General features: G+C 68.7%; 26 protein-coding genes and 1 tRNA gene. 14 read left to right on the forward strand and 13 right to left on the reverse strand.

Annotated elements, in window-relative coordinates:
* The first annotated feature begins 51 nt into the window (after positions 1–51).
* Positions 52–375, forward strand: coding sequence for a Grx4 family monothiol glutaredoxin (gene grxD / locus QZV97_RS04220; protein WP_295638916.1), 324 nt, complete (start codon positions 52–54; stop codon positions 373–375).
* Positions 376–381: 6 nt separating this feature from the next.
* Complete coding sequence (locus tag QZV97_RS04225; RefSeq protein WP_295638919.1) at positions 382–945, forward strand: UbiX family flavin prenyltransferase; 564 nt, start codon at positions 382–384, stop codon at positions 943–945.
* 6 nt (positions 946–951) lie between these two features.
* Here QZV97_RS04225 and QZV97_RS04230 read toward each other — a convergent pair whose 3' ends face one another.
* On the reverse strand, positions 952–1,575 hold the full coding sequence (locus QZV97_RS04230) for a lytic transglycosylase domain-containing protein (protein ID WP_295638922.1): 624 nt from the start codon (positions 1,573–1,575) through the stop codon (positions 952–954).
* A complete protein-coding gene (locus QZV97_RS04235) occupies positions 1,575–3,320 on the reverse strand; it encodes a proline--tRNA ligase (protein ID WP_295638925.1) in 1,746 nt (581 codons plus the stop codon). Before QZV97_RS04235 ends, QZV97_RS04230 begins: the two co-directional genes overlap by 1 nt.
* 140 nt (positions 3,321–3,460) lie before the next feature.
* On the opposite strand from QZV97_RS04235, the gene QZV97_RS04240 reads away from it, so the two are divergent.
* On the forward strand, positions 3,461–4,045 hold the full coding sequence (locus QZV97_RS04240; RefSeq protein WP_295638928.1) for an RNA pyrophosphohydrolase: 585 nt from the start codon (positions 3,461–3,463) through the stop codon (positions 4,043–4,045).
* Between the two features lie 4 nt (positions 4,046–4,049).
* Here QZV97_RS04240 and QZV97_RS04245 read toward each other — a convergent pair whose 3' ends face one another.
* The 5 genes from QZV97_RS04245 to rplU form a co-directional block, all read right to left on the reverse strand.
* Positions 4,050–4,964 carry a DMT family transporter gene (locus tag QZV97_RS04245; RefSeq protein ID WP_295638932.1) on the reverse strand — a complete coding sequence of 305 codons (915 nt, stop codon included), beginning with the start codon at positions 4,962–4,964 and terminating at the stop codon, positions 4,050–4,052.
* A 12-nt stretch (positions 4,965–4,976) separates the two neighbouring features.
* Positions 4,977–6,095, reverse strand: a complete 1,119-nt coding sequence (proB, locus tag QZV97_RS04250) for a glutamate 5-kinase (protein ID WP_295638935.1) — start codon at positions 6,093–6,095, stop codon at positions 4,977–4,979.
* 8 nt (positions 6,096–6,103) lie between these two features.
* Positions 6,104–7,204, reverse strand: coding sequence for an Obg family GTPase CgtA (gene cgtA / locus QZV97_RS04255; RefSeq protein ID WP_295638938.1), 1,101 nt, complete (start codon positions 7,202–7,204; stop codon positions 6,104–6,106).
* Positions 7,205–7,287: 83 nt separating this feature from the next.
* Positions 7,288–7,545 carry a 50S ribosomal protein L27 gene (rpmA, locus tag QZV97_RS04260; RefSeq protein ID WP_295638942.1) on the reverse strand — a complete coding sequence of 86 codons (258 nt, stop codon included), beginning with the start codon at positions 7,543–7,545 and terminating at the stop codon, positions 7,288–7,290.
* 25 nt (positions 7,546–7,570) lie between these two features.
* Positions 7,571–7,882, reverse strand: coding sequence for a 50S ribosomal protein L21 (gene rplU / locus QZV97_RS04265; protein ID WP_295638945.1), 312 nt, complete (start codon positions 7,880–7,882; stop codon positions 7,571–7,573).
* A 271-nt stretch (positions 7,883–8,153) separates the two neighbouring features.
* Here rplU and QZV97_RS04270 point away from each other — a divergent pair, with 271 nt between their 5' ends.
* The 8 genes from QZV97_RS04270 (at position 8,154) to QZV97_RS04305 (ending at position 14,856) form a co-directional block, all read left to right on the forward strand.
* Positions 8,154–9,083 carry a polyprenyl synthetase family protein gene (locus QZV97_RS04270; protein WP_295639053.1) on the forward strand — a complete coding sequence of 310 codons (930 nt, stop codon included), beginning with the start codon at positions 8,154–8,156 and terminating at the stop codon, positions 9,081–9,083.
* Positions 9,084–9,121: 38 nt separating this feature from the next.
* Positions 9,122–9,198: transfer RNA gene (locus tag QZV97_RS04275), tRNA-Pro, on the forward strand.
* A 153-nt stretch (positions 9,199–9,351) separates the two neighbouring features.
* The gene (pilB, locus tag QZV97_RS04280) at positions 9,352–11,070 is read left to right on the forward strand and encodes a type IV-A pilus assembly ATPase PilB (protein WP_295638948.1); all 1,719 of its coding nucleotides are present in this window, start codon (positions 9,352–9,354) and stop codon (positions 11,068–11,070) included.
* A 31-nt stretch (positions 11,071–11,101) separates the two neighbouring features.
* The gene (locus QZV97_RS04285) at positions 11,102–12,328 is read left to right on the forward strand and encodes a type II secretion system F family protein (protein WP_295638952.1); all 1,227 of its coding nucleotides are present in this window, start codon (positions 11,102–11,104) and stop codon (positions 12,326–12,328) included.
* A gap of 18 nt (positions 12,329–12,346) precedes the next feature.
* A complete protein-coding gene (locus tag QZV97_RS04290) occupies positions 12,347–13,198 on the forward strand; it encodes an A24 family peptidase (RefSeq protein WP_295638955.1) in 852 nt (283 codons plus the stop codon).
* A gap of 14 nt (positions 13,199–13,212) precedes the next feature.
* Positions 13,213–13,824, forward strand: a complete 612-nt coding sequence (gene coaE / locus QZV97_RS04295) for a dephospho-CoA kinase (protein WP_295638958.1) — start codon at positions 13,213–13,215, stop codon at positions 13,822–13,824.
* A gap of 70 nt (positions 13,825–13,894) precedes the next feature.
* Positions 13,895–14,650, forward strand: coding sequence for a cell division protein ZapD (gene zapD, locus QZV97_RS04300; protein WP_295638961.1), 756 nt, complete (start codon positions 13,895–13,897; stop codon positions 14,648–14,650).
* A complete protein-coding gene (locus tag QZV97_RS04305; RefSeq protein WP_295638965.1) occupies positions 14,647–14,856 on the forward strand; it encodes a DNA gyrase inhibitor YacG in 210 nt (69 codons plus the stop codon). Before zapD ends, QZV97_RS04305 begins: the two co-directional genes overlap by 4 nt.
* A 12-nt stretch (positions 14,857–14,868) precedes the next feature.
* Here QZV97_RS04305 and QZV97_RS04310 read toward each other — a convergent pair whose 3' ends face one another.
* The 6 genes from QZV97_RS04310 to argB all read right to left on the reverse strand — a co-directional run bounded on the left by QZV97_RS04310 (position 14,869) and on the right by argB (position 19,260).
* Positions 14,869–15,309 carry an NUDIX domain-containing protein gene (locus QZV97_RS04310; protein WP_295638968.1) on the reverse strand — a complete coding sequence of 147 codons (441 nt, stop codon included), beginning with the start codon at positions 15,307–15,309 and terminating at the stop codon, positions 14,869–14,871.
* Positions 15,299–16,192 carry an ATP-binding protein gene (locus QZV97_RS04315; protein WP_295638971.1) on the reverse strand — a complete coding sequence of 298 codons (894 nt, stop codon included), beginning with the start codon at positions 16,190–16,192 and terminating at the stop codon, positions 15,299–15,301. The genes QZV97_RS04310 and QZV97_RS04315 overlap by 11 nt, the downstream gene beginning before the upstream one ends.
* Before the next feature lie 28 nt (positions 16,193–16,220).
* Positions 16,221–16,889: a ligase-associated DNA damage response endonuclease PdeM gene (gene pdeM / locus QZV97_RS04320; protein ID WP_295638974.1), complete on the reverse strand. Its 669-nt coding sequence runs from the start codon at positions 16,887–16,889 to the stop codon at positions 16,221–16,223.
* Positions 16,890–16,893: 4 nt separating this feature from the next.
* The gene (gene slmA / locus QZV97_RS04325) at positions 16,894–17,547 is read right to left on the reverse strand and encodes a nucleoid occlusion factor SlmA (protein ID WP_295638976.1); all 654 of its coding nucleotides are present in this window, start codon (positions 17,545–17,547) and stop codon (positions 16,894–16,896) included.
* Entirely contained in the window at positions 17,540–18,235 is a 696-nt protein-coding gene (locus QZV97_RS04330) for a pyrimidine 5'-nucleotidase (RefSeq protein WP_295638979.1), read from the reverse strand. Before QZV97_RS04330 ends, slmA begins: the two co-directional genes overlap by 8 nt.
* Before the next feature lie 110 nt (positions 18,236–18,345).
* Entirely contained in the window at positions 18,346–19,260 is a 915-nt protein-coding gene (gene argB, locus QZV97_RS04335) for an acetylglutamate kinase (protein ID WP_295638982.1), read from the reverse strand.
* A 134-nt stretch (positions 19,261–19,394) separates the two neighbouring features.
* Here argB and QZV97_RS04340 point away from each other — a divergent pair, with 134 nt between their 5' ends.
* The 3 genes from QZV97_RS04340 (at position 19,395) to QZV97_RS04350 (ending at position 21,558) form a co-directional block, all read left to right on the forward strand.
* The gene (locus tag QZV97_RS04340; RefSeq protein WP_295638985.1) at positions 19,395–19,730 is read left to right on the forward strand and encodes a hypothetical protein; all 336 of its coding nucleotides are present in this window, start codon (positions 19,395–19,397) and stop codon (positions 19,728–19,730) included.
* Between the two features lie 91 nt (positions 19,731–19,821).
* Positions 19,822–20,136: a hypothetical protein gene (locus QZV97_RS04345; RefSeq protein ID WP_295638988.1), complete on the forward strand. Its 315-nt coding sequence runs from the start codon at positions 19,822–19,824 to the stop codon at positions 20,134–20,136.
* A 12-nt stretch (positions 20,137–20,148) separates the two neighbouring features.
* Entirely contained in the window at positions 20,149–21,558 is a 1,410-nt protein-coding gene (locus QZV97_RS04350; RefSeq protein WP_295638991.1) for a TolC family protein, read from the forward strand.

Below are 21,558 nucleotides of genomic sequence, written 5' to 3' on the forward strand. Positions count from 1 at the left end.
GGCTTTGCCGTATAACCGCGGCTGTTCTTCATCCTGCCGCGAGCCCGAACCATGTCCGAGACCACCACCGACGTCCAGCAACGCATCGCCCAGCTGGTCAAGAATCACCGGGTCGTGCTGTTCATGAAGGGCACCGCGCAGTTTCCGATGTGCGGCTTCTCGGGCCGGGCGATCCAGATCCTCAAGGCCAACGGCGTGACCGACCTGACCACGGTCAACGTGCTCGAGGACGAAGCGGTGCGCCAGGGCATCAAGGATTACGCCAACTGGCCGACGATCCCCCAGCTCTACGTGAACGGCGAGTTCGTCGGCGGCTCGGACATCATGATGGAGATGCACCAGGCCGGAGAGCTGCAGGCGCTGCTCAACGCCTGAGCCGGCATGAAGCCGCGGCTGGTCGTCGGCATCACCGGGGCGACCGGCGCCGTCTACGCAACGCGGCTGTTGAAGCGCGCGCGTGCGCTGGGCGCCGAGACGCACGTGGTCGTCACCCCGGCCGGCGTGCTCAATGTGCATCACGAGCTGGGGCTGGACCGGCAGGCGCTCGAGGCGCTGGCCGATCACGCCCATGCGCCGGGTGACATCGGCGCCTGCATCGCCAGCGGCAGCTTCGCCGCGTCGGCCATGGTGGTGGCGCCCTGCTCGATGAAGTCGCTGGCGGCGATCGCGCATGGCCTGTCGGACAACCTGCTGACTCGCGCCGCCGACGTGACGCTGAAGGAACGCCGCCGTCTCGTGCTGCTGGTGCGGGAGACGCCCTTCAACCTCGCGCACCTGCGCAACATGACCGCGGTGACCGAGATGGGCGGGATCGTGTTCCCGCCGCTGCCGGCCTTCTACCACCGGCCGGCCAGCATCGACGAACTGGTCGACGACACGGTCGAGCGGGTGCTGGCGCTGATCGGCTTCGACGCGGCCGCGCCCAAGGCCTGGGCCGGGCTGTGACGCCGGTCAGCGCGGCGCCGCGTCCTTGAACTCCCACTTGCGCCGCGCACCGAACACCGCGTTCGGGTACTCGGGGCGGCCGCGGCTGCCGTTGTAGCGGCCCAGCGCGAGAAAGAGGTCGCCGCGCTCGCGGTCGAGGTAGTGGCGCAGGATCACGCAGCCGAAGCGGAGGTTGGTCTGCAGGTGGAAGAGCCGGGCCGGGTCGCCGTCGCCGATCAGGCGCATCCAGAAGGGCATCACCTGCATGTAGCCGCGCGCACCGGCGACCGACACGGCGAACTTGCGGAAGCCGCTCTCGACCTCGATCACGCCCAGCACCAGGCCTGCGTCGAGACCGGCGCGCTTGCTCTCGTACCAGACCGTCTCCAGGAACTCGACGCGGCGCAGGTCCTCGGTCTTGCGCTTCTTCAGCCGGTCGCTCATCGACGTGAGCCAGCGGATGTAGGCCAGCCGATCGTCGACCGTCGTGAAGCTGGGCCGCGGCGGCGCGCCCTGCGCCACGGCGGCCGACAGCGCCGTGCGCACCGCGTCGGCCAGGGGCTCCTCGGCCTGCGCGCCGGCACGGACCGGCGAGGAGCGCAAGCCGGCGGCCAGCGCCACCGTCGCGCACAGGGCCGCGCGCCGCTGCATCAGCCGCGCAGGCGCGTGAGCAGCTGCGCCGCCACGTCGGAAAGCGGCAGCTTGCCGGCCTCGGCGTCCTGCCGGCCCTGCAACTCGACCTGGCCGTCCTTCAGACCGCGATCGGAGATCACGACCCGCTGCGGCACGCCGATCAGCTCCCAGTCGGCGAACATCGCGCCGGGGCGCTCGCCGCGATCGTCGAGCAGCGCGTCGATCCCCGCGTCCAGCAACTGCGCGTGCAGGGCATCGGCCGCGGCCTTGACCTCGGCCGAGCGGTCGTAGCCGATCGGGCAGACGACCGCCTCGAAGGGCGCGATCGCCGCCGGCCACACGATGCCGCGCGCGTCGTGGCTCTGTTCGATCGCAGCGCCCAGGATGCGGGTGACGCCGATGCCGTAGCAGCCCATCTCCATCAGCTGCGGCTTGCCGTTCTCGTCGAGGTAGGTCGCGTTCATCGCAGCGCTGTACTTCGTGCCGAGGTAGAAGACATGGCCGACCTCGATGCCGCGCTGGATGGCGAGCACGCCCTTGCCGTCCGGCGAGGGGTCGCCCGCGACGGCATTGCGGATGTCGGCCACGAGATCCGGCTCGGGCAGGTCGCGGCCCCAGTTGACGCCGGTGTAGTGGAAGTCGACCTCGTTGGCGCCGCAGACGAAGTCGGCCATGTTCGCGACCGTGCGCTCGGCGATCAGCTTCACCGGCTTCTTCAGGCCGATCGGCCCCAGGTAGCCGGGCCGCGTGCCGAAGTGATCGTCGATCTCGGCCACGGTCGCGAAGCGAAAGCCCGACTTGAAGCCAGGCAGCTTGGCGGTCTTGACCTCGTTGAGGTCGTGATCGCCGCGCACCAGCAGCAGCCAGACCGTCGTGCCGACAATGTCGCCCTTGTCGTTGCGGTCGTCGGAGGCCAGCACCAGCGACTTCACGGTGCGCTCGAGCGGCAGGCCGAGCAGCGCCGCCACGTCGGCGCAGGTGCTCTTGCCGGGCGTCGGCGTCCTGGTCAGCGGCTGGGTCGCGGCGCCACGGCTCGCCAGCAGCGGCACGCACTCGGCCAGCTCGATGTTGGCGGCGTAGTCGCTGGTCGGGCAGTAGACCAGCGCGTCCTCGCCGGTTTCGGCGATCACCTGGAACTCGTGCGAGAGGTCGCCGCCGATCGCACCGGTGTCGGCAGAGACCGCACGGTACTGCAGGCCGAAGCGATCGAAGATCCGCTTGTAGGCCGCGAACATCGCTTCGTAGCTGCGCGCGGCAGCGTCCTTGTCGCGGTCGAAGGAGTAGGCGTCCTTCATCGTGAACTCGCGCCCGCGCATCAGGCCGAAGCGCGGCCGGCGCTCGTCGCGGAACTTGGTCTGGATGTGATAGAAATTTCGCGGCAGCTGACGGTAGCTGCGCAGCTCCTGCCGCGCGATGTCGGTGACGACCTCCTCGCTGGTCGGCTGGATCACGAAGTCGCGTTCGTGCCGGTCCTTCACGCGCAGCAGTTCCGGGCCCATCTTGTCGAAGCGGCCGGTCTCCTGCCACAGCTCGGCCGGCTGCACGACGGGCATCAGCAGCTCGACGGCGCCGGCGCGGTTCATCTCCTCGCGGATGATGCCCTCGACCTTGCGGATCACGCGCAAGCCCATCGGCATGTAGTTGTAGATGCCGGCGCCCAGGCGCTTGATCAGGCCGGCCCGCAGCATCAGCTTGTGGCTCGCGACCTCGGCATCGGCCGGCGCTTCCTTGAGGGTCGAAACGAAGAACTGGGAGGCTTTCATGGCGGGGCCGAAGGCGGCGCGGACTGCTGCGGAACGGGACGATTTGCTGCCGGACGACCCCCGGCCCTAGGGCAGGCGCGGGGTTGCATCGCAGGGGCCCGGTGCAATAATGAATTCAAGACTGAATTCGGGGTTTCATTATGCTCGACCGTGAAGGCTTCAGGCCCAACGTCGGCATCGTTCTGCTCAACCAGCGGAACCAGGTGTTCTGGGGCAAGCGCATTCGGACCCACTCCTGGCAGTTCCCGCAGGGCGGCATCAAGCACGGCGAGACGCCGGAGCAGGCGATGTTCCGCGAGCTGCACGAAGAAGTCGGCTTGCATCCCGAGCACGTGCGCATCATCGCGCGCACCCGGGACTGGTTGCGCTACGAGGTCCCCGACCACTACATCCGCCGCGAGGCGCGCGGCCACTACCGCGGGCAGAAACAGATCTGGTTCCTGCTGCAGCTGATGGGACGCGATTGCGACATGAACCTGCGTGCCAGCGACCATCCGGAGTTCGATGCCTGGCGCTGGAACGAGTACTGGGTGCCGCTCGAGTTCGTGATCGAGTTCAAGCGCGACGTCTACCAGATGGCCTTGACCGAACTGGCGCGCTTCCTGCCCCGCGCCAGCCACCACAACCGCTACCTGCGCGCAGGGATGCGCTCGCACCGTCGCGACGACGAGGGGCCCGATACCGCTCCGATCGACGAGCCGTCGGAGCCGAACCCGGCGCCCTGAGCGATCAGGCCGAGCGGCGGTTCAGCAGACTCAGGCCGATCGCCACGGCGACCAGGGCACTGAGCAGTTCGCCCCCGAGCTGTTCACCGAGCAGCCAGCCGGCGAACACCGTCCCGAACACCGGCGTCAGGAACACGAAGGCCTGGACGCGGGTCGCCGGGTAGCGGGTCAGGAGCCAGAACCAGATCAGGTAGCTGGCGAAGGTGACGATCACCGCCTGATAGAAGACCGAGCCGATCGCGAGCGGGCTCCACGTCGACGGCCACGGGCTGCCAGCCGCCCAGGCCGCCAGCGGCGACAACAGGCCGGCCACCAGCAGCTGGTAGGCGAGCGTTTTCTCGGCCGGTGCGTGACGCAGGGCGCTGAAGCGAATGACGACCGTGGTCAGGCCCCACAGCACCGCGGCGACGATGATGAGCGTGTCGCCGAGCCAGGGCCATGTGCCGGCCTGCGGGGCCGGCTCGGCAAAGGCATACGCCACGCCGGCGAAGGCGAGTACCAGGCCGAAGGTCTGCAACGGCCGCAGTCGCTCGGCAGGCACCAGCCAGGCCAGCATCAGTGCTACGACGAAGGGCGAGGTGTTGATGAAGACCACCGAGCGCGCGGCCGTCGTGTACTGCAGACCGACGAAGATGCAGCCGAACTCGACCGCGAACAGCAGGCCGGCCAGGAGCCCGGGGGCGAGCGTGCCGTCGCGCCAGTTCCATGCGATGCCCCGCCAGCGCATCCAGGCCAGCACCAGCCCCAGGGCGACGACGCTGCGGATCGCGAGCTGGATCAATGCCGGCACCTCGGGCAGCACGGCCTTGATGGCCACCTGGTTCAGGCCCCACAAGGCGCAGCACAGGACCAGCGCGAGGACGGCCCGCGTGTCGAGACGGTGCGCGCGGACTTCGATGGTGGGGGATGTCGCGGTCAAGACGGTCGGAGCTCAGCTCAGCACGAGGTTCGTGCGATGGATCATCTCGGGCTCGTTGCTGTAGCCGAGCAGACTCTCGATCTGGGACGAGGGCTTGCGCACGATGAGGCGTGCCTCGCCGCTGGCGTAGTTGGCCAGGCCGCGCGCGACCTCGACGCCGGTCTGGCTGCGAACGGCGATGACATCGCCGCGCACGAAGTCCCCCTGCACGTCGACCACGCCGATCGGCAGCAGGCTCTTGCCCTCGTCGCGCAGCTTGGCGACGGCGCCATCGTCGATCACCACCGCGCCACGGAGCTGCAGGTGGTCGGCCATCCACTGCTTGCGCGCCGCCAGCTTGGCGGTGCCGGCGACGAGCAAGGTGCCGATGTCCTCGCCAGCGACCAGGCGCAACAGCACATCCTGCTCGCGGCCCCAGGCAATCACCGTGGAACTGCCGCTGCTGGCGGCGCGCTTGGCCGCCAGCACCTTGGTGATCATGCCGCCGCGGCCAAGGCTGGATCCGGCGCCACCGGCCATCTGCTCGAGTTCGGGCGCCCCGGCCCGCGCCTCGCGGACGAACTGTGCCGTGGCGTCCTTGCGGGGATCGGCCGAGTAGAGCCCGGGCTGATCGGTCAGGATGACGAGCGCGTCGGCATCGACGAGGTTGGCGACCAGTGCGCCGAGCGTGTCGTTGTCGCCGAACTTGATCTCGTCGTTGACCACGGTGTCGTTCTCGTTGATCACCGGGATGACCTTCAGCGACAGCAGCGTCAGCAGGGTCGTGCGGGCGTTCAGATAGCGCTCGCGGTCGGCCAGGTCCGCGTGCGTCAGCAGGATCTGCGCGCTGCCGATGCCATGCTCGGAGAGCTTGCTCTCGTACATCTGCGCCAGGCCCATCTGCCCCACCGCCGCGGCGGCCTGGAGCTCGTGGATCTCCTTGGGGCGCGCGCGCCACCCGAGCCGCTTCATGCCTTCGACGATGGCGCCGCTCGACACCATCAGCACCTCGCGGCCCTGACCGGCCAGCGCCGCCAGCTGCCGGCACCAGTTGCCGATGGCCTCCGCATCGACGCCGCGGCCCTCGTTGGTCACGAGGCTGGAGCCGACCTTGACGACGATGCGCCTGGCACCGCGCAGTACTTCGGACATGCGCGACCTCAGCGGAAACGAGGATCGTCCGCCTGCGGGGCGAAGGCCGGCTCTTCTTCCGGCGTCTCGGCGAAGCGCACGTCGGGCTCGACGTGATGCGTCTGGTAGGTCGCCACGTGACGATAGATCGCCTGCACCAGCGCTTCGCAGCCTTCGCGCGTCAGTGCCGAGATCTCGAACACCGGCCCCTTCCACTTGAAACGCTTGACGAAGTCCTTGACCCGCGCAGCGCGCTCGTCGACGGGCACCACGTCGAGCTTGTTGAGCACGAGCCAGCGCGGCTTGTCGTGCAGTGCAGGGTCGTACTTCTTCAGCTCGGCGACGATGGCGCGGGCCTGCTCGACGGGATCGACACCGTCGAACGGCGCCAGGTCGACCAGGTGCAGCAGGAGGCGGGTGCGCTGCAGGTGCCGGAGGAACTGATGACCCAGCCCCGCCCCCTCGGCAGCACCCTCGATCAGGCCTGGTACGTCGGCCACGACGAAGCTCTGCTCGGGGCCGACCCGAACCACACCCAGATTCGGATGCAGGGTCGTGAACGGATAGTCGGCGATCTTCGGCCGAGCGTTGGAGATCGCCGTGATCAGCGTCGACTTGCCCGCGTTGGGCATGCCCAGCAGGCCAACGTCGGCAAGGATGCGGAGCTCCAGCTTGAGCTTCTTCTGTTCGCCCGGCCAGCCTGGCGTCTTCTGGCGAGGTGCGCGGTTGGTACTGGTCTTGTAGTGCAGGTTGCCGAAACCGCCATCGCCGCCCTTGGCGAGCAGGATGCGCTCACCGGGCTCCAGCAGTTCGGCCACCGGCGCACCGGTCTCGGCATCGCGAATGATGGTGCCGACCGGCATCCTCAGAACGATGTCCTCGGCTGCAGCGCCGAACTGGTCGGAACCCCGGCCATGCTCGCCGTGGCGAGCCTCGTGGCGCCGCGAGAACCGGAAGTCAACGAGCGTGTTGAGGTTGCGATCCGCCGCGACCCACACGTGGCCGCCGCGACCGCCGTCTCCGCCGTTCGGCCCGCCGAAGGGAATGAACTTCTCGCGCCGAAAGCTCACGCATCCGTTGCCGCCGTTGCCGGCGATCACGTCGATGTAGGCTTCGTCGACGAACTTCATGGTGCTTCCTGCTTGATGTTAGCGGACGCTCCGCAACGAAAAAGCCCCGGCAAGCCGGGGCTTCGTCGCGACGCGCAGGCCGGTCAGGCCGGCGTGACGCTGACAGTCCGGCGGCTCAACGACCCCTTGGTCGCGTAGCTCACCTGCCCGTCGACCAAGGCGAACAAGGTGTGGTCCTTGCCGACGCCGACGTTCACGCCCGGGTGGAACTGGGTGCCACGCTGGCGCACGATGATGGAACCGGCCGACACGACCTGGCCACCAAACACCTTGACGCCGAGCATCTTCGGCTGCGAGTCGCGGCCGTTGCGGGTCGATCCACCGCCCTTTTTCTGTGCCATGTTCTAGCTCCTTGATCGCAGCGGGTCAGCCGTTCACCGCGCTGATCTGCAGCTCGGTGAAGTTCTGGCGGTGGCCCTGGTGCTTCTGATAGTGCTTGCGGCGGCGCATCTTGAAGATACGCACCTTGTCGTGGCGGCCGTGGGCCACGACGGTGGCGACGACCTTTGCACCGGCAACCAAGGGCGTGCCGACCTTGAGGTCCGCGCCGCTACCGACGGCGAGCACCTGGTCAATCACGATCTCTTGGCCGACGTCCGCAGCAATCTGTTCTACCTTGATCTTTTCGCCGGCAGCAACCTTGTACTGCTTGCCACCGGTTTTTATGAGCGCGTACATATCAGCCTTCCTCACGGAACACGGCGCAGCTGCAAATGGCCACGCCCGAAGGACCGCCTTTTGGCGGAGCCCGAAATTGTAGCACGGCGGGAGCTGCTGAGCACCCTGGGGCAGGGCATGCCGTCCGGGGGCCGCGGCCGGACTGGACGCCGGTTCCTATAATTTGCGCGCTCGCGAACCGCCGAGCGACCAACCGACTCCGCTCAGCGTGACTGCCCTGCCGAAGGCCAACCTGCCGCCCGCCTCGCCCCTGGACCCCATCGCCGCGGACATGGCGGAGGTCGACGCGGTGATCAGGCGTCGCCTGGCTTCGGACGTCGCTCTGATCGACCAGATTGCGAACTACATCATCGGAGCCGGCGGCAAGCGCATCCGGCCGATGCTCGTGCTGCTGTTCGCGCAGGCCCTTGGATTCCGCGGGCCCGAACGCTTCGAACTGGCTGCAACGGTCGAGTTCATCCACACCGCCACCTTGCTGCACGACGACGTCGTCGACGAGTCCGCGCTACGCCGCGGCCGGGACACGGCCAACGCCCGCTTCGGCAATGCGGCCAGTGTCCTCGTCGGCGACTTCCTGTACTCGCGTGCGTTCCAGATGATGGTCTCGGTCAATCGCATGGCCATCCTGGAAGTGCTCGCAGACGCTACCAACGTGATCGCCGAGGGCGAGGTCCTGCAGCTGATGAACATGCACGACCCCGACCTCGCGGTTGACGACTATCTTCGGGTCATCCGCTTCAAGACTGCCAAGCTCTTCGAGGCCAGTGCGCGTCTGGGCGCCTTGCTTGCCGACGCGCCTGCTTCGGTCGAGATGGCCTGCGCCAACTACGGTCGCGCACTCGGAACCGCCTTCCAGCTGATCGACGACCTGCTGGACTACGAGGGCGCGACAGTTTCGATGGGCAAGAACGTCGGTGATGACTTGCGAGAGGGGAAGCCCACATTGCCGCTGCTGGTTGCGATGGCACGTGGCTCTGCCGCCGAGCGGGACCTCGTACGGCACGCCATCGTGCAAGGCGAAGTCCAGAGGCTGCCCGAGATCATCGACATCGTGCGGCGCACTGGAGCGCTCGAGGCGACACGCGAAGCGGCTAGATCGGAAGTCGACCAGGCGCGCGATGCGCTGTCGGCCCTGCCGGCGTCGCCTTACCGCGAAGCTCTGCTACACTTGTGTGCTCAATCGACAGAGCGTTCTTCATGAGCGCTGTGCCGCCAACGGCGGCACACGATCGACCAAATCGGGGTGTAGCTTAGCCTGGTAGAGCGCTACGTTCGGGACGTAGAGGCCGGAGGTTCGAATCCTCTCACCCCGACCAGATTTCAGCCCCTCCGCCTTAGCGTCAGAAAGTTGTGTGGCGTCTGCACGGCAGAGTGTGGCGAGGGGTTTCCGGGCCAGTCAGCGATCGTTTACATCGCTGTATGAATCGGCGATCATGAACTGGTCGTAGCTCGCCCTCGCCGAACGCCCCGTGGATACCCTTGCCGATGCCCCGCAGAGTTCGCTGTCCGGCGTCGCACGCGTGCTCGTGCACGCTGGGAAGCTGAGCGTCAAGGCGGCCGAGGATCTCGTCCGTAGTTCCAAGGAACAGAAGCGCAGCTTTGTCTCCGCGGTGTTGAGCGCGGGCGCCGTCAATCCGTCCGATCTGGCGCACACGTTGTCCAACGTGCTCGCCATCCCCTTGCTCGACCTCGCAGCGGTGGACCCGCAGCGCCTGCCGCGCAACGTGATCGACGGCAAGCTGGCGACGCAGTACCAGGTCCTGGTGCTCGGCAAGCGCGGGAACCGCCTGTTCATCGCGGGCGCCGACCCAACCGACCAGGAAGCCGCCGAACGCATCAAGTTCGCCACGCAGCTGACCCCCGAGTGGGTCATCGTCGAGCACGACAAGCTGATGCGGCTGGTCGATGCGGCCAGTTCGACGGCGACCGAAGCACTCGAATCCCTGGTCGCCGGCGACTTCGAGTTCGACGTCACCGAAGAAGACACCGCCGCGGCCGAGACGCAGGACGTCACCACCGACGTCGAAGACGCACCGGTCGTCCGCTTCCTGCAGAAGATGCTGATCGATGCGATCAACGCCCGCGCATCGGACCTGCACTTCGAACCATTCGAGTACAACTATCGGGTCCGCTTCCGCGTCGACGGCGAGTTGCGCGAAATCACGCAACCGCCCATCGCCATCAAGGACAAGCTCGCGTCTCGGATCAAGGTCATCTCGCGCCTGGACATCGCCGAAAAGCGCGTGCCCCAAGACGGCCGCATGAAGCTCAAGTTCGGCAACAAGGCGATCGACTTCCGTGTCAGCACGCTGCCCACCCTCTTCGGCGAGAAGATCGTCATCCGTATCCTCGATCCGTCCAGCGCCAAGCTCGGCATCGAGGCGCTTGGCTACGAGAAGGCCGAGAAGGATCGCCTGCTCGAAGCGATCAAGCGCCCGTACGGCATGGTGCTCGTCACCGGCCCGACCGGCTCCGGCAAGACAGTGTCCCTGTACACCTGCCTGAACATCCTCAATCAGCCCGGCGTCAACATCTCGACGGTCGAGGACCCGGCGGAAATCAACCTGCCCGGCGTCAACCAAGTCAACGTCAACGACAAGGCCGGCTTGAATTTCTCGGTCGCGCTCAAGGCTTTCCTGCGGCAGGATCCCGACGTGATCATGGTCGGCGAGATCCGCGACCTCGACACGGCCGACATCGCCATCAAGGCTGCCCAGACCGGGCACATGGTGATGAGCACGCTGCACACCAACGACGCGCCGACAACGCTGACCCGCTTGATGAACATGGGCGTCGCGCCCTTCAATATCGCATCGAGCGTGATACTCATCACGGCACAGCGTCTGGCGCGACGCCTGTGCGAGAACTGCAAGACACCGGCCGATTACCCTCGGGAAGCTCTGCTGAAGGCCGGGTACACCGAGATCGATCTCGATGGCAGCTGGAAGCCTTACCGCGCCGTCGGCTGCTCGAGTTGCAGCAATGGCTACAAGGGTCGCGTCGGCATCTACCAGGTGATGCCGATCACCGAGGAGATCCAGCGCATCATCCTTTCACAGGGCAATGCGGTCGACATCGCGCATCAGGCTCAGCGCGAAGGCGTTCGCGACCTGCGGCAGTCGGGTCTGATCAAGGTCAGGGCGGGGGCCACCACGCTGGAAGAAGTGATCTCGGTCACGAACGAGTAGGCAACAGTCGTCAGGGAGAGTCGGACACACCATGGCCACAGCAGCAGCGACGACGGCGCGCAACGTCAAGGAATTCGTCTTCGAGTGGGAAGGCAAGGACAAGAACGGCAAGGTCGTCCGGGGCGAGATGCGGGCGGGCGGCGAAGCGGTCGTCAGCGCCAGCCTGCGTCGACAAGGCATCCTCGTCAACAAGGTCAAGAAGCGCCGCATGAGCGGCGGCAAGTCGATCCAGCAGAAGGACATCGCGATCTTCACGCGTCAGATCGCGACCATGATGCGGGCTGGCGTGCCCTTGCTGCAGTCCTTCGACATCGTGGCCCGCGGCAGCACGAACCCGCGCGTCACCAAGCTGCTGACCGACATCCGTTCCGACATCGAGACCGGCACCAGCCTGTCGTCGGCCTTCCGCAAGCATCCGCTCTACTTCGACGCCCTCTACTGCAACCTGGTCGAGGCTGGCGAAGCGGCCGGCATCCTGGAGACGCTGCTCGAGCGCCTGGCGACCTACCAGGAGAAGACGCTCGAGATCAAGCGCAAGATCAAGTCAGCCCTGATCTATCCGGTCGCGGTGCTGGTGGTCGCCTTCGTGGTGGTCGCCGTCATCATGATCTTCGTGATCCCGGCCTTCAAGGAAGTGTTCACGTCCTTCGGCGCAGATCTGCCGGCGCCGACGCTGTTCGTGATGGCAATGTCGGAGGTCTTCGTCCAGTACTGGTGGCTGATTTTCGGCATCATCGGTGGCGGGACGTATTTCTTCTTCCAGTCGTGGAGACGGTCCGAGAAGATGCAGAAGACGATGGACCGGCTGCTGCTCAAGGTGCCGGTCTTCGGCGACCTCGTCTACAAGTCGGCCGTGGCACGCTGGACGCGCACCCTCGCCACCATGTTCGCCGCAGGCGTTCCCCTGGTCGAGGCGCTCGACTCCGTCGGTGGCGCATCGGGCAATGCGGTCTTCGCCGAGGCGACCGAGCAGATCCAGAAGGACGTGTCCACGGGCACGGCCCTGACGACGTCGATGCAGGCCACCGGCATCTTCCCGATCATGGTGCTGCAGATGGCAGCGATCGGCGAAGAGTCCGGTGCGCTCGACCACATGCTGAGCAAGGCCGCCGAGTTCTACGAAGCCGAAGTGGATGAAGCCGTGAAGGGCCTGTCGAGCCTGCTCGAGCCGATCATCATCGTCGTGCTGGGAACCATCATCGGCGGCATCGTCGTGTCGATGTACCTGCCGATCTTCAAGCTCGGCCAGGTGGTCTGAAGCCTCGCCCGGCGCGGCATGCTCTCTGACCTGCAGGGCGCCCTGCTGTCGCCCTGGGCCCTGGGGCTGCTCGGCCTGTGCATCGGCAGCTTCCTCAACGTCGTGATCCATCGTCTGCCGCAGATGATGGAGCGGGCCTGGAAGCTCGAAGGAGCCGAGTTGCTGGGAGTTCCTGCGCCGGACCTGCCCGAGCTGTCCCTCTCGCGTCCGGCCTCGCGCTGCCCGCAATGCGGACATCGCATCCGCTGGTTCGAGAACATCCCGCTGCTCAGCTGGCTGGTGCTGCGAGGCCGCTGCTCGGCCTGCAGGACGCCGATCTCGGCCCGCTATCCCATCGTCGAACTGGCGACCGGCCTGCTGTTCGCCCTGATCGCGTGGCGCTTCGGTTCGCAGATCGGCGTGCTGGCGTGGTGCCTGTTCGTCGCGCTGCTGGTCGCGCTGACCGGCATCGACTGGGACACCACCCTGCTGCCAGACAGCCTGACCCTGCCGCTGCTCTGGGCCGGACTCATCGCCGCTGCGCTCGGCTGGACCCTGCCGCTCGCGACGGCGGTCTGGGGTGCCGTCTTCGGCTATCTGGCGCTGTGGTCGGTCTACTGGCTGTTCAAGCTGACGACCGGCAAGGAAGGCATGGGAGCGGGTGACTTCAAGCTGCTCGCCGCGCTCGGCGCCTGGCTGGGCTGGCAGATGCTGCTGCCGATCGTGCTTGGCGCGTCGGTCATCGGTGCCGTGGTCGGCATCGCGATGAAGCTGAGCGGCGCCCTGCGAGAAGGCCGCTACGTGCCTTTCGGCCCCTTCCTCGCGGGCGCCGGCCTCGTCGTGCTGTTCGCCGGTCCCGAGCGCGTCCACGCCTGGTTCGGCTGGAGCTGAGCGCGGAGCCGACGATGGCCGCTGCGGTCCTGCGTGTCGGACTGACCGGGGGCATCGGCAGCGGCAAGAGCACCGTGGCCGCGATGCTGCAGGCCCTCGGGGCCCGGCTGATCGACACCGATGCCATCTCGCGGTCGCTGACCGTCGCGGGCGGTGCGGCCATCGACGCCTTGCGTGCGCACTTCGGCCCCGACAGCATCACCGCGGCCGGCGCCCTGGACCGCGACTGGATGCGTGAACGCGCCTTCGCCGATCCGCAGCTCAAGCGCCAGCTCGAGGCCATCCTCCATCCGATGATCGGTGCCGCCACGGAGCAGCAGGCCGCGGCCACCGGCGCGGCTCCCTGTGTCGTCTTCGACGTGCCGCTGCTCGTGGAATCGGGCCGCTGGCGCGCGCGCGTCGACCGCATCCTGGTCATCGATGCGCCGGCCGAGGTCCAGATCGCCCGCGTGCTGCGTCGCTCGCAATGGACGCGTGCCGCGATCGATCAGGTCATCGCGCAGCAGGCCTCTCGTGCGGCACGTCGGGCCGCGGCCGACGCCGTGATCGACAACCGCGGCGACTCGATCGAGACGCTGCGCGCCGACGTCGAGCAGCTCTGGGCCTGCTGGACCGGACCGCGCTGACGGGTCATCCGCGGGATCGCGAAGACCCTGTGGAACAATCGGCCCGGTCGCCCGCGCCCGGATCCGCCCCTTGATCCTCTACGAGTACCCCTTCAACGAGAGCATCCGCACCATGCTGCGGCTCGAGCACCTGTTCGAGCGCCTGCAGGTGCTGACCGAGCGCGATGCGCCGGTCGATCATCACTTCGCGATCGCGACGCTGTTCGAGATCATGGACGTCGCCTCGCGCGCCGACCTGAAGAGCGACCTGCTGAAGGACCTGGAGCGACACCGCGGCCAGCTGTTCCAGTACCGCGGCAACCCGTCGATCTCGGAAGCGGCGCTCGACCAGGTCATCTCGCGCATCGACGAAGCCTACGGCGCCCTGAACCAGCTGGCGGGCAAGGCCGGCCAGGCGCTGACCACGAACGAGTGGCTGATGGGCATCCGCAGCCGCATCAGCATCCCCGGCGGCACCTGCGAGTTCGACCTGCCGGCGTACTACGCCTGGCAGCACGAGAGCGTGACGCGAAGGCGCAGCGACCTGCAGCGCTGGGTCGCCACGCTGCTTCCACTGGGCGATGCATTGCGGGTGCTGCTGGCGCTGCTGCGCGAGTCGGGCAGCCCGCACATGGTTGTCGCGCCGTCCGGCCAGTACCAGCAAAGCCTGCAGGCGGGTCGCAGCTACAGCCTGTTGCGCGTGCGGCTGGGCGACACGCAGGGCCTGGTCCCGGAGATCAGCGGCCACCGCCTGATGGTGTCCATCCGCCTGATGCGCCAGGACGGCGAGGGCCGGCTGCGCCCGAGCGGCGAGGACGCCAGCTTCGAGCTGACCTTGTGCGCATGAGTCCGGGGCCGGGCACCGATCCGCGCAAGCGCAGCGTGCGCTGCCCGGGCTGCGGGCGCGACACCGAGTTCTCGCCCGCCAACCCGTGGCGGCCCTTCTGCAGCGAGCGCTGCAAGGGCGGCGACTTCGGCGCGTGGGCCAGTGAAAGCTACCGCGTCGCGGCCGCGCCGCCGGCCGGACCCGAGGACACCGACGCGCCGCAATGACGCCGACGCCGCTCAGGCGGCGTGCGTCGCACCCACGTGGCCGCGCTCCTCGGCGAGCCAGCGCAGGACCGGCAAGGTGCCCGGCAGCACCGGTCGCACCTCGACGGGCAGCGTCTGCCAGCGTGCCGCTTGCGCCTCGCGCATCTGCAGTTCGCCATCCCAGGTGCGCACCTTGCAGAAGTGCAAGCGGACCCGGGCATGCGGATAGTCGACCAGCTCGACCTTCCACGGTTCGGCCGACGCGATGAAGATGCCGAGCTCCTCGTGGAGTTCGCGCCGGAGCGCAGCCTCCACCGTCTCGCCGGCCTCGAGCTTGCCGCCCGGGAACTCCCAGTAGCCGGCGTAGACCTTGCCGTGCGGCCGCGACGTGAGCAGGAAGCGATCGTCGGCATCGAAGAGCACGCCCACCGCCACGTCCACAGGACGGCGCTCGGTCACCGGATCAGCCGCCATGCCGCCCCGCATAGTCGCGCGCGAACTGCCAGGCCACGCGGCCCGAGCGCGAGCCGCGTTCCAGTGCCCACACCAGCGCCTCGGGGCGGGCGGCGGCGATGGCCGACTCGCCGACCCCGAAGGCGCGCAGCCACTGGGCCACGATCGCCAGGTACTCCTCCTGGCTGAACGGATAGAAGCTGATCCACAGGCCGAAGCGCTCGGACAGCGAGATCTTCTCCTCGACCACCTCGCCGGGATGCACTTCGCCGTCCTCGGTGTGCCGGTAGCTGAGGTTCTCCTTCATGTACTCGGGCAGCAGGTGGCGGCGGTTCGAGGTCGCGACGATCAGGACGTTGTCGCTGGTCTGCGCCACCGAACCGTCGAGCACCGACTTCAAGGCCTTGTAGCCGGCCTCGCCCTCGTCGAAGCTGAGGTCGTCGCAGAACACCAGGAAGCGCTCGGGCCGCTCGGCCACCAGGTCGACCAAGTCGTGCAGGTCGACCAGGTCGGCCTTGTCGACCTCGATGAGCCGCAGACCGCGCGACGCGAACTCGTTCAGACAGGCCTTCACCAGCGAGGACTTGCCGGTTCCGCGCGCGCCGGTCAGCAGCACGTTGTTGGCGGGGCGCCCGGCGACGAACTGCTCGGCGTTGCGCAGCAGGCGTTCCTTCTGCGGCTCGACCTCCTTCAGGTCACCCAGGCGGATCGTCGCCACGTGACGCACCGGCTCCAGCCAGCCGCCGCCGAGCAGCGAGCCGCTGCGGCGGCGATAGCGGAAGGCCGTCGACGCCGCCCAGTCGGGCGCCCGCACCGGGCACGCACCGGGGCCGGGCAGCATCGCGTCGATGCGCGCCAGCAGCGCATCGGCCTGCTTCAGCAGGCGCTGGAAGTCTTCATTCATGGCGGCACAGTTTAGAAGCAGCCGCGGCTCAGGGCAGAGCGACCACCCGGTCCTCGGCAACGACCCAGACGCGATCACCTTCGCCACGTGCGATCGGGTGCATGCCGGTGAAGTCGCCGAAGGCGGGAAGGATGCCGACCGCTCGACGTTCGGGGTCCCCGAACCAGAAGCAGGGCAGGCGCAGCCGGTCGTTTGCCCGACCGCCGAAGCTCGCGCACGGATGCCAATGGCCGGCCAGCACGTAGGCGCCGGCCACCGGTTGCGGATGGTGCGCGAGCGCCAAGCCGCCCAGGCGCAAGGGCTCGTCGACCACGTCGATGCGCAGCACCGTCGGCGGATCGCCGGCCTGCGCATCGTGATTGCCTCGCACCAGGCACAGCTCGATGTCGTCGTGCCGCTCGCGCCAGCGCGCCAGCGCGCCGAGAGTCGAGGCCGAACGGGCGCGCGCCGAGTGCAGGAAGTCACCCAGGAAGACGATGCGCCTCGCCGCCGTCTGCCGCAGCAAGTCGGACAGCGCCTGCAGGTTCGCCGTGGTGGTGCCTCGCGGCACCGGCACGCCGAGCCGGCGGAACGACACCGCCTTGCCGACATGCGCGTCGGCGACCAGCAACGTGGCGTGTCGCGGCAGCAGGATGGCCCGGCCGGGCAGCAGTTGCAGCCGCTCGCCGGCCAGCGCCAGCTCGGCCGCGCCGTCCACGACGTCAGTCGACGAGCTGGCGCAGCGCCGCGTCGAGGTGCTCGCTCGGCACGCGCTTGAAGCCCGAGCGCGCATAGCGCTGCAGCCGACCGAGCACGAAGCTCGTCAGCACCGAGGCGCGCGCCTGCGCATCGACGGTGGGCGTCTGCGAGCCGGCCGCGTCGGCCTGCGCACGCAGGCTCTGCCGCAGCTGCGACTCGTAGCGGTCGAAGAACTGGTTCATCCGCGCTGTCAGGCGCTCGTTCTCGAACACCAGCGCATCGCCCGCCATCACGCGGGACATGCCCGGATTCTTCTCGCCGAACTGCAGCAGCACGGTCAGCATCTTGTGCAGCTGCATGCGCGGATCGGTGTCGCGCTCGACGATCTGGTTGACCAGCGTGAAGACGCTGCTCTCGATGAACTCGATCAGCGCCTCGAACATCTGCGCCTTGCTGGCGAAGTGACGGTAGAGCGCGGCTTCGCTGACGTCGAGCTTGGCAGCGAGCGCAGCGGTCGTGATGCGCTCGGCCCCAGGCTGCTCGAGCATGGACGCCAGCGTCTGCAGGATCTGGATGCGACGCTCGCCCGGCTTGGGGCGCTTGCGCACGGGCGCCGCCGCGGCGGCGGGTACGTCGTCGGCGGGATCCAGCGGCTCGGGAGGGGGCGTGTCAGACATGCGCGCGGTGCGGCGGAAAGAGGCTGCGTAACTTCTGTAGCGAGCGGATTCTTGCACACACATAGGCGGGCTTTCGACGCAAGCGCGCACCTACTTCGGGTCCATGCGCATTGCGCCACAGATAACGCTGCATCCATACGTTGCGCAGGCCCACGGCATGGGCCGCGCGCTGGTGCGCGAGCGTGTCCTCGACGAGCACGCATTGCCTCGGCTGCAGCTTGAGTCGCGCCAGCACCGCGCGGAACATGCGCGCATCGGGCTTGGGTCGCAGTGCGCCGAACATGCGCATGTCCTCGATGCTCACGATGGCCTCGAAGTCCCCCGCCAGGTCCAGCGCAGTCAGCACCCGCCGGGCGTAGCGGGCCGGTGCATTGGTCAGCAGGATCTTGCGGCCCGGCAGCCGGCGCAGTGCCGCGCGGTCGTGCGCGTGGCTGCGCAGCTGCCCCTCGAGGCCCGGCAGCCGGTGGGTCTCTTCCAGGAAGTGGGCCGCCCGGATGCCGTGATGGCGCTCCAGCCCCAGCAGCGTGGCGCCATAGCGCCGCCAGTAGTCGCGCCGCAGGTGGTCGGCCAGGTCCGGCGCGACCTTCAGTTCGCGCTCGATGTAGTCGTTCATCGCCGCGTCGAGCAGGCCGTAGGCGGCGTGCGACGCGTCGTGGAGCGTGTTGTCCAGATCGAACAACCACGTCATGGAGCCCCCACGCTTGCCGCTGCGCGGCTGCACTGCCCCCCGAGGGGGCGCGGCCCGCCTTGGGGCGGCCCGGCGGCGGGCCAACCTCGCTTCGGCCACGCCGCGGGTCCTCAATGCGACCGGATCATCGTCCCGTAGGCCTGATCGCTCAGGATCTCGAGCAGCATCGCATGCGGCACGCGGCCGTCGATGATGTGCACCGCGTTGACGCCGCTCTTGGCGGCGTCGAGCGCGCCGGCGATCTTGGGCAGCATGCCGCCGCTGATCGTGCCATCGGCAAACAGCTCGTCGATCTCGCGCGCGCTCAGGTTGGTCAGCAGCTTGCCGGCCTTGTCCAGCACGCCCGGCGTGTTGGTCAGCAGCAGCAGCTTCTCGGCCTTCAGCACGGTCGCGAGCTTGCTCGCCACCATGTCGGCGTTGATGTTGTAGCTCTCGTTGCGCTCGCCGAAGCCGATGGGGCTGACGACCGGGATGAACTGGTCGTCCTGCAGCGCCTGCACCACGGCCGGGTCGATCGTGGTGATCTCGCCGACCTGGCCGACGTCGTGCTCCACGGTCGGGTCGTCCTTGTCGACCATCTTCAGCTTCTGCGCGCGGATGAGCCCTCCGTCGCGACCGGTCAGGCCCACGGCCTTGCCGCCGGCGGCGTTGATCAGGCCGACGATGTCCTGCTGCACCTGGCCGCCCAGCACCCACTCGACGACTTCCATCGTCTCCTCGTCGGTGACGCGCATGCCCTGGATGAAGGTGCCCTTCTTGCCGACGCGCGCCAGCGCATCGTCGATCTGCGGGCCACCGCCGTGCACGACGATCGGGTTCATGCCCACCAGCTTGAGCAGCACCACGTCCTCGGCAAAGTCCTGCTGCAGCGCCGGGTCGGTCATCGCGTTGCCGCCGTACTTGATGACCAGGGTCTTGCCGTGGAACTTGCGGATGTAGGGCAGCGCCTGAGCCAGGATCTCCGCCTTGTCGCGCGGTGCGATGGTGGCCAGGGCGTCGGGCGGGACGGCGGCAGGAGAGGTCATGCGCGGGCTCCGGAAGTCGAGGGGCGTCGGGGCCGAATTCTAGGGTTCGCCCTAGGTCTTGGATCGCTCCCGTGGCGCGTGTCCGGGAACTTCTTCGCGCGATGCAGCGTCGGACACCGGCCTACACTGCCACCATGCGCCGCGCCACCTGGATCCTCTGGCTGATGCTGGCCCTGCTTCCCTTGCGCAGCTGGGCGGTGGCGTCCATGGGCTTGCCCACGGACGACGTTGCCCCGGCGGTCACGGCGTCGGCTGGTCAGATGCCTTGCCACGACGTGGCCGGCGACGATGTCGCCGGCAGCGTCTGCCAGGCCTGCGACTGGTGCCACGGTGCGATCGTCCTGCCGTCGGCATGGACCTTTGCCGCTGACGACCTGCCCGCCGCCCCGCCCCGCGTGGGGCCGGCGCGAGACACCGGGCGCCACATGCCCGGCGGCCTGGACCGCCCGCCCCGAACCCGCCTCGCCTAGCGACGCAGCGCGCCCCGTCGCGCCCGCCGCAACGATCCGTTCCCGGCCGCCACGCGGCCGGGCCCCGATGCGTCCATTGCGAGCTTGTCCGATGATCCCTGCCTCATGGCGCCGGCTGCTGCCGGCCCTCTGCCTCGCGACCGCCTTGCCGGTCGCTGCCGACCCGCCCGCGGCGCCGCCCTCGACCGGGGCCGGCGACCCTGCGACGGCGCAGGCGCCCGTGCCGCCGGTCGTGCATCGCTCCGCGTTCGACGGCTACCGCCGCCACGCCGACGCGGCGCCCGCGCCGTGGCAACGCGCCAACGAGACCGTCGGGCGTATCGGCGGATGGCGGACGTATGCGCGCGAGGCGCAGCCCGCCGCGCCACCGGCATCGGCCCCCGCCGGCCGCGGTCACGCGCACTGACGGGGCCTCACCATGCACACGACCCCCATGCGCCGCTCGCTGGCTGCCACCCTGTCGACGCTGATGCTGGCGGGCTGCGCGAGCGTCGATCACGACGCCGCCTTCGGTCCGGTCGCGCAGGCGGCACAGGAGCACGTCGGCCAGCCCATCCGCTGGACACGCGACGCCGACCAGCGCGCCGCGTCAGACGCCCGCGTGGCCGAGCTGCTGGCCCAGCCGATCGGCCCCGATGCCGCCGTGCAGATCGCACTGCTGAACAACCGCGGACTGCAGGCCGCCTTCGAGCAGCTCGGCATCACCGAGGCCGAGCGCGTGCAGGCGCTGCGCCTGCCCAACCCCGGCTTCAGCTTCGGCCGCCTGCGCCGCGGCGACGAGGTCGAGATCGAGCGCGGCCTCCATCTCGACCTGGCCCGGCTGCTGGCGGCGCCGATCGTCGGCCGCCTGGAGGCTCGCCGCGTCGAACGGGCGCAGCAGGCGGCCCTGCTGCAGGTGCTGAGCCTCGCCGCGGACGCGCGCAAGGCGCAGGTCCAGGCGGTCGCCGCCGAGGAGACGGTGCGCTACCGCCGTCAGGTCCAGGAGGCCGCCGACGCCGGCGCGGAACTGGCCCGCCGCATGGCCGAGGTCGGCAACTTCAGCAAGCTGCAGCGCTTGCGCGAGCAGGGCTTCCTGGCCGATGCAGCGCTGAATGTCGCGCGCGCGGAACGCGAGCGCATCTCGGCTCGCGAGCGTCTCACCCGCCTGATGGGACTGTGGGGGCCGCAGACCCGGTTCACGCTGCCGGACCGCCTGCCGGACCTGCCGGCCACCCCCGACGATCTGCCCGACGTCGAACGCGACGCGATCACCCGCCGGCTGGACGTGCGGGCTGCCCGGCTCGCGGCCGAGCAGACCGCTGCGAACCTGGGCCTGACGAAGGCGACGCGCTTCATCAACGTGCTCGAGCTCGGCGTCCAGCACAACAGCTCGAACGAGGCGCCACGCCAGACCGGCTGGGAGATCGGTGTGGAACTCCCGCTGTTCGACACGGGCGACGCTCGACTTGCACGCGCAGAAGGCGTGTACCTGCAGGCCGTCCACCGCACGGCCGAGACCGCCGTGAACGCCCGCTCCGAAGTCCGCGAGGCCTACGCCGGCTACCGGCACGCCTGGGACATCGCTCGCCACCATCGCGACGAACTCGTGCCGCTGCGTCGCCAGATCGCCGACGAGAACCTGCTGCGCTACAACGGCATGCTGATCGGCGTGTTCGAGCTGCTGGCCGATGCGCGCGCGCAGGTCGCCGGCGTCAACGCCTACATCGAGGCGCTGCGCGACTTCTGGCTGGCCCGCGCCGACCTCGACATGGCCCGCCTCGGGCCGACACGGCTCACGCCGCCGGCCGGATCCGCGCCCGCCGCGGCCGCCGACGGTGCCGGGCACTGA

The organism is uncultured Methylibium sp. (genome assembly GCF_902826655.1).
GTDB lineage: Bacteria > Pseudomonadota > Gammaproteobacteria > Burkholderiales > Burkholderiaceae_C > Methylibium.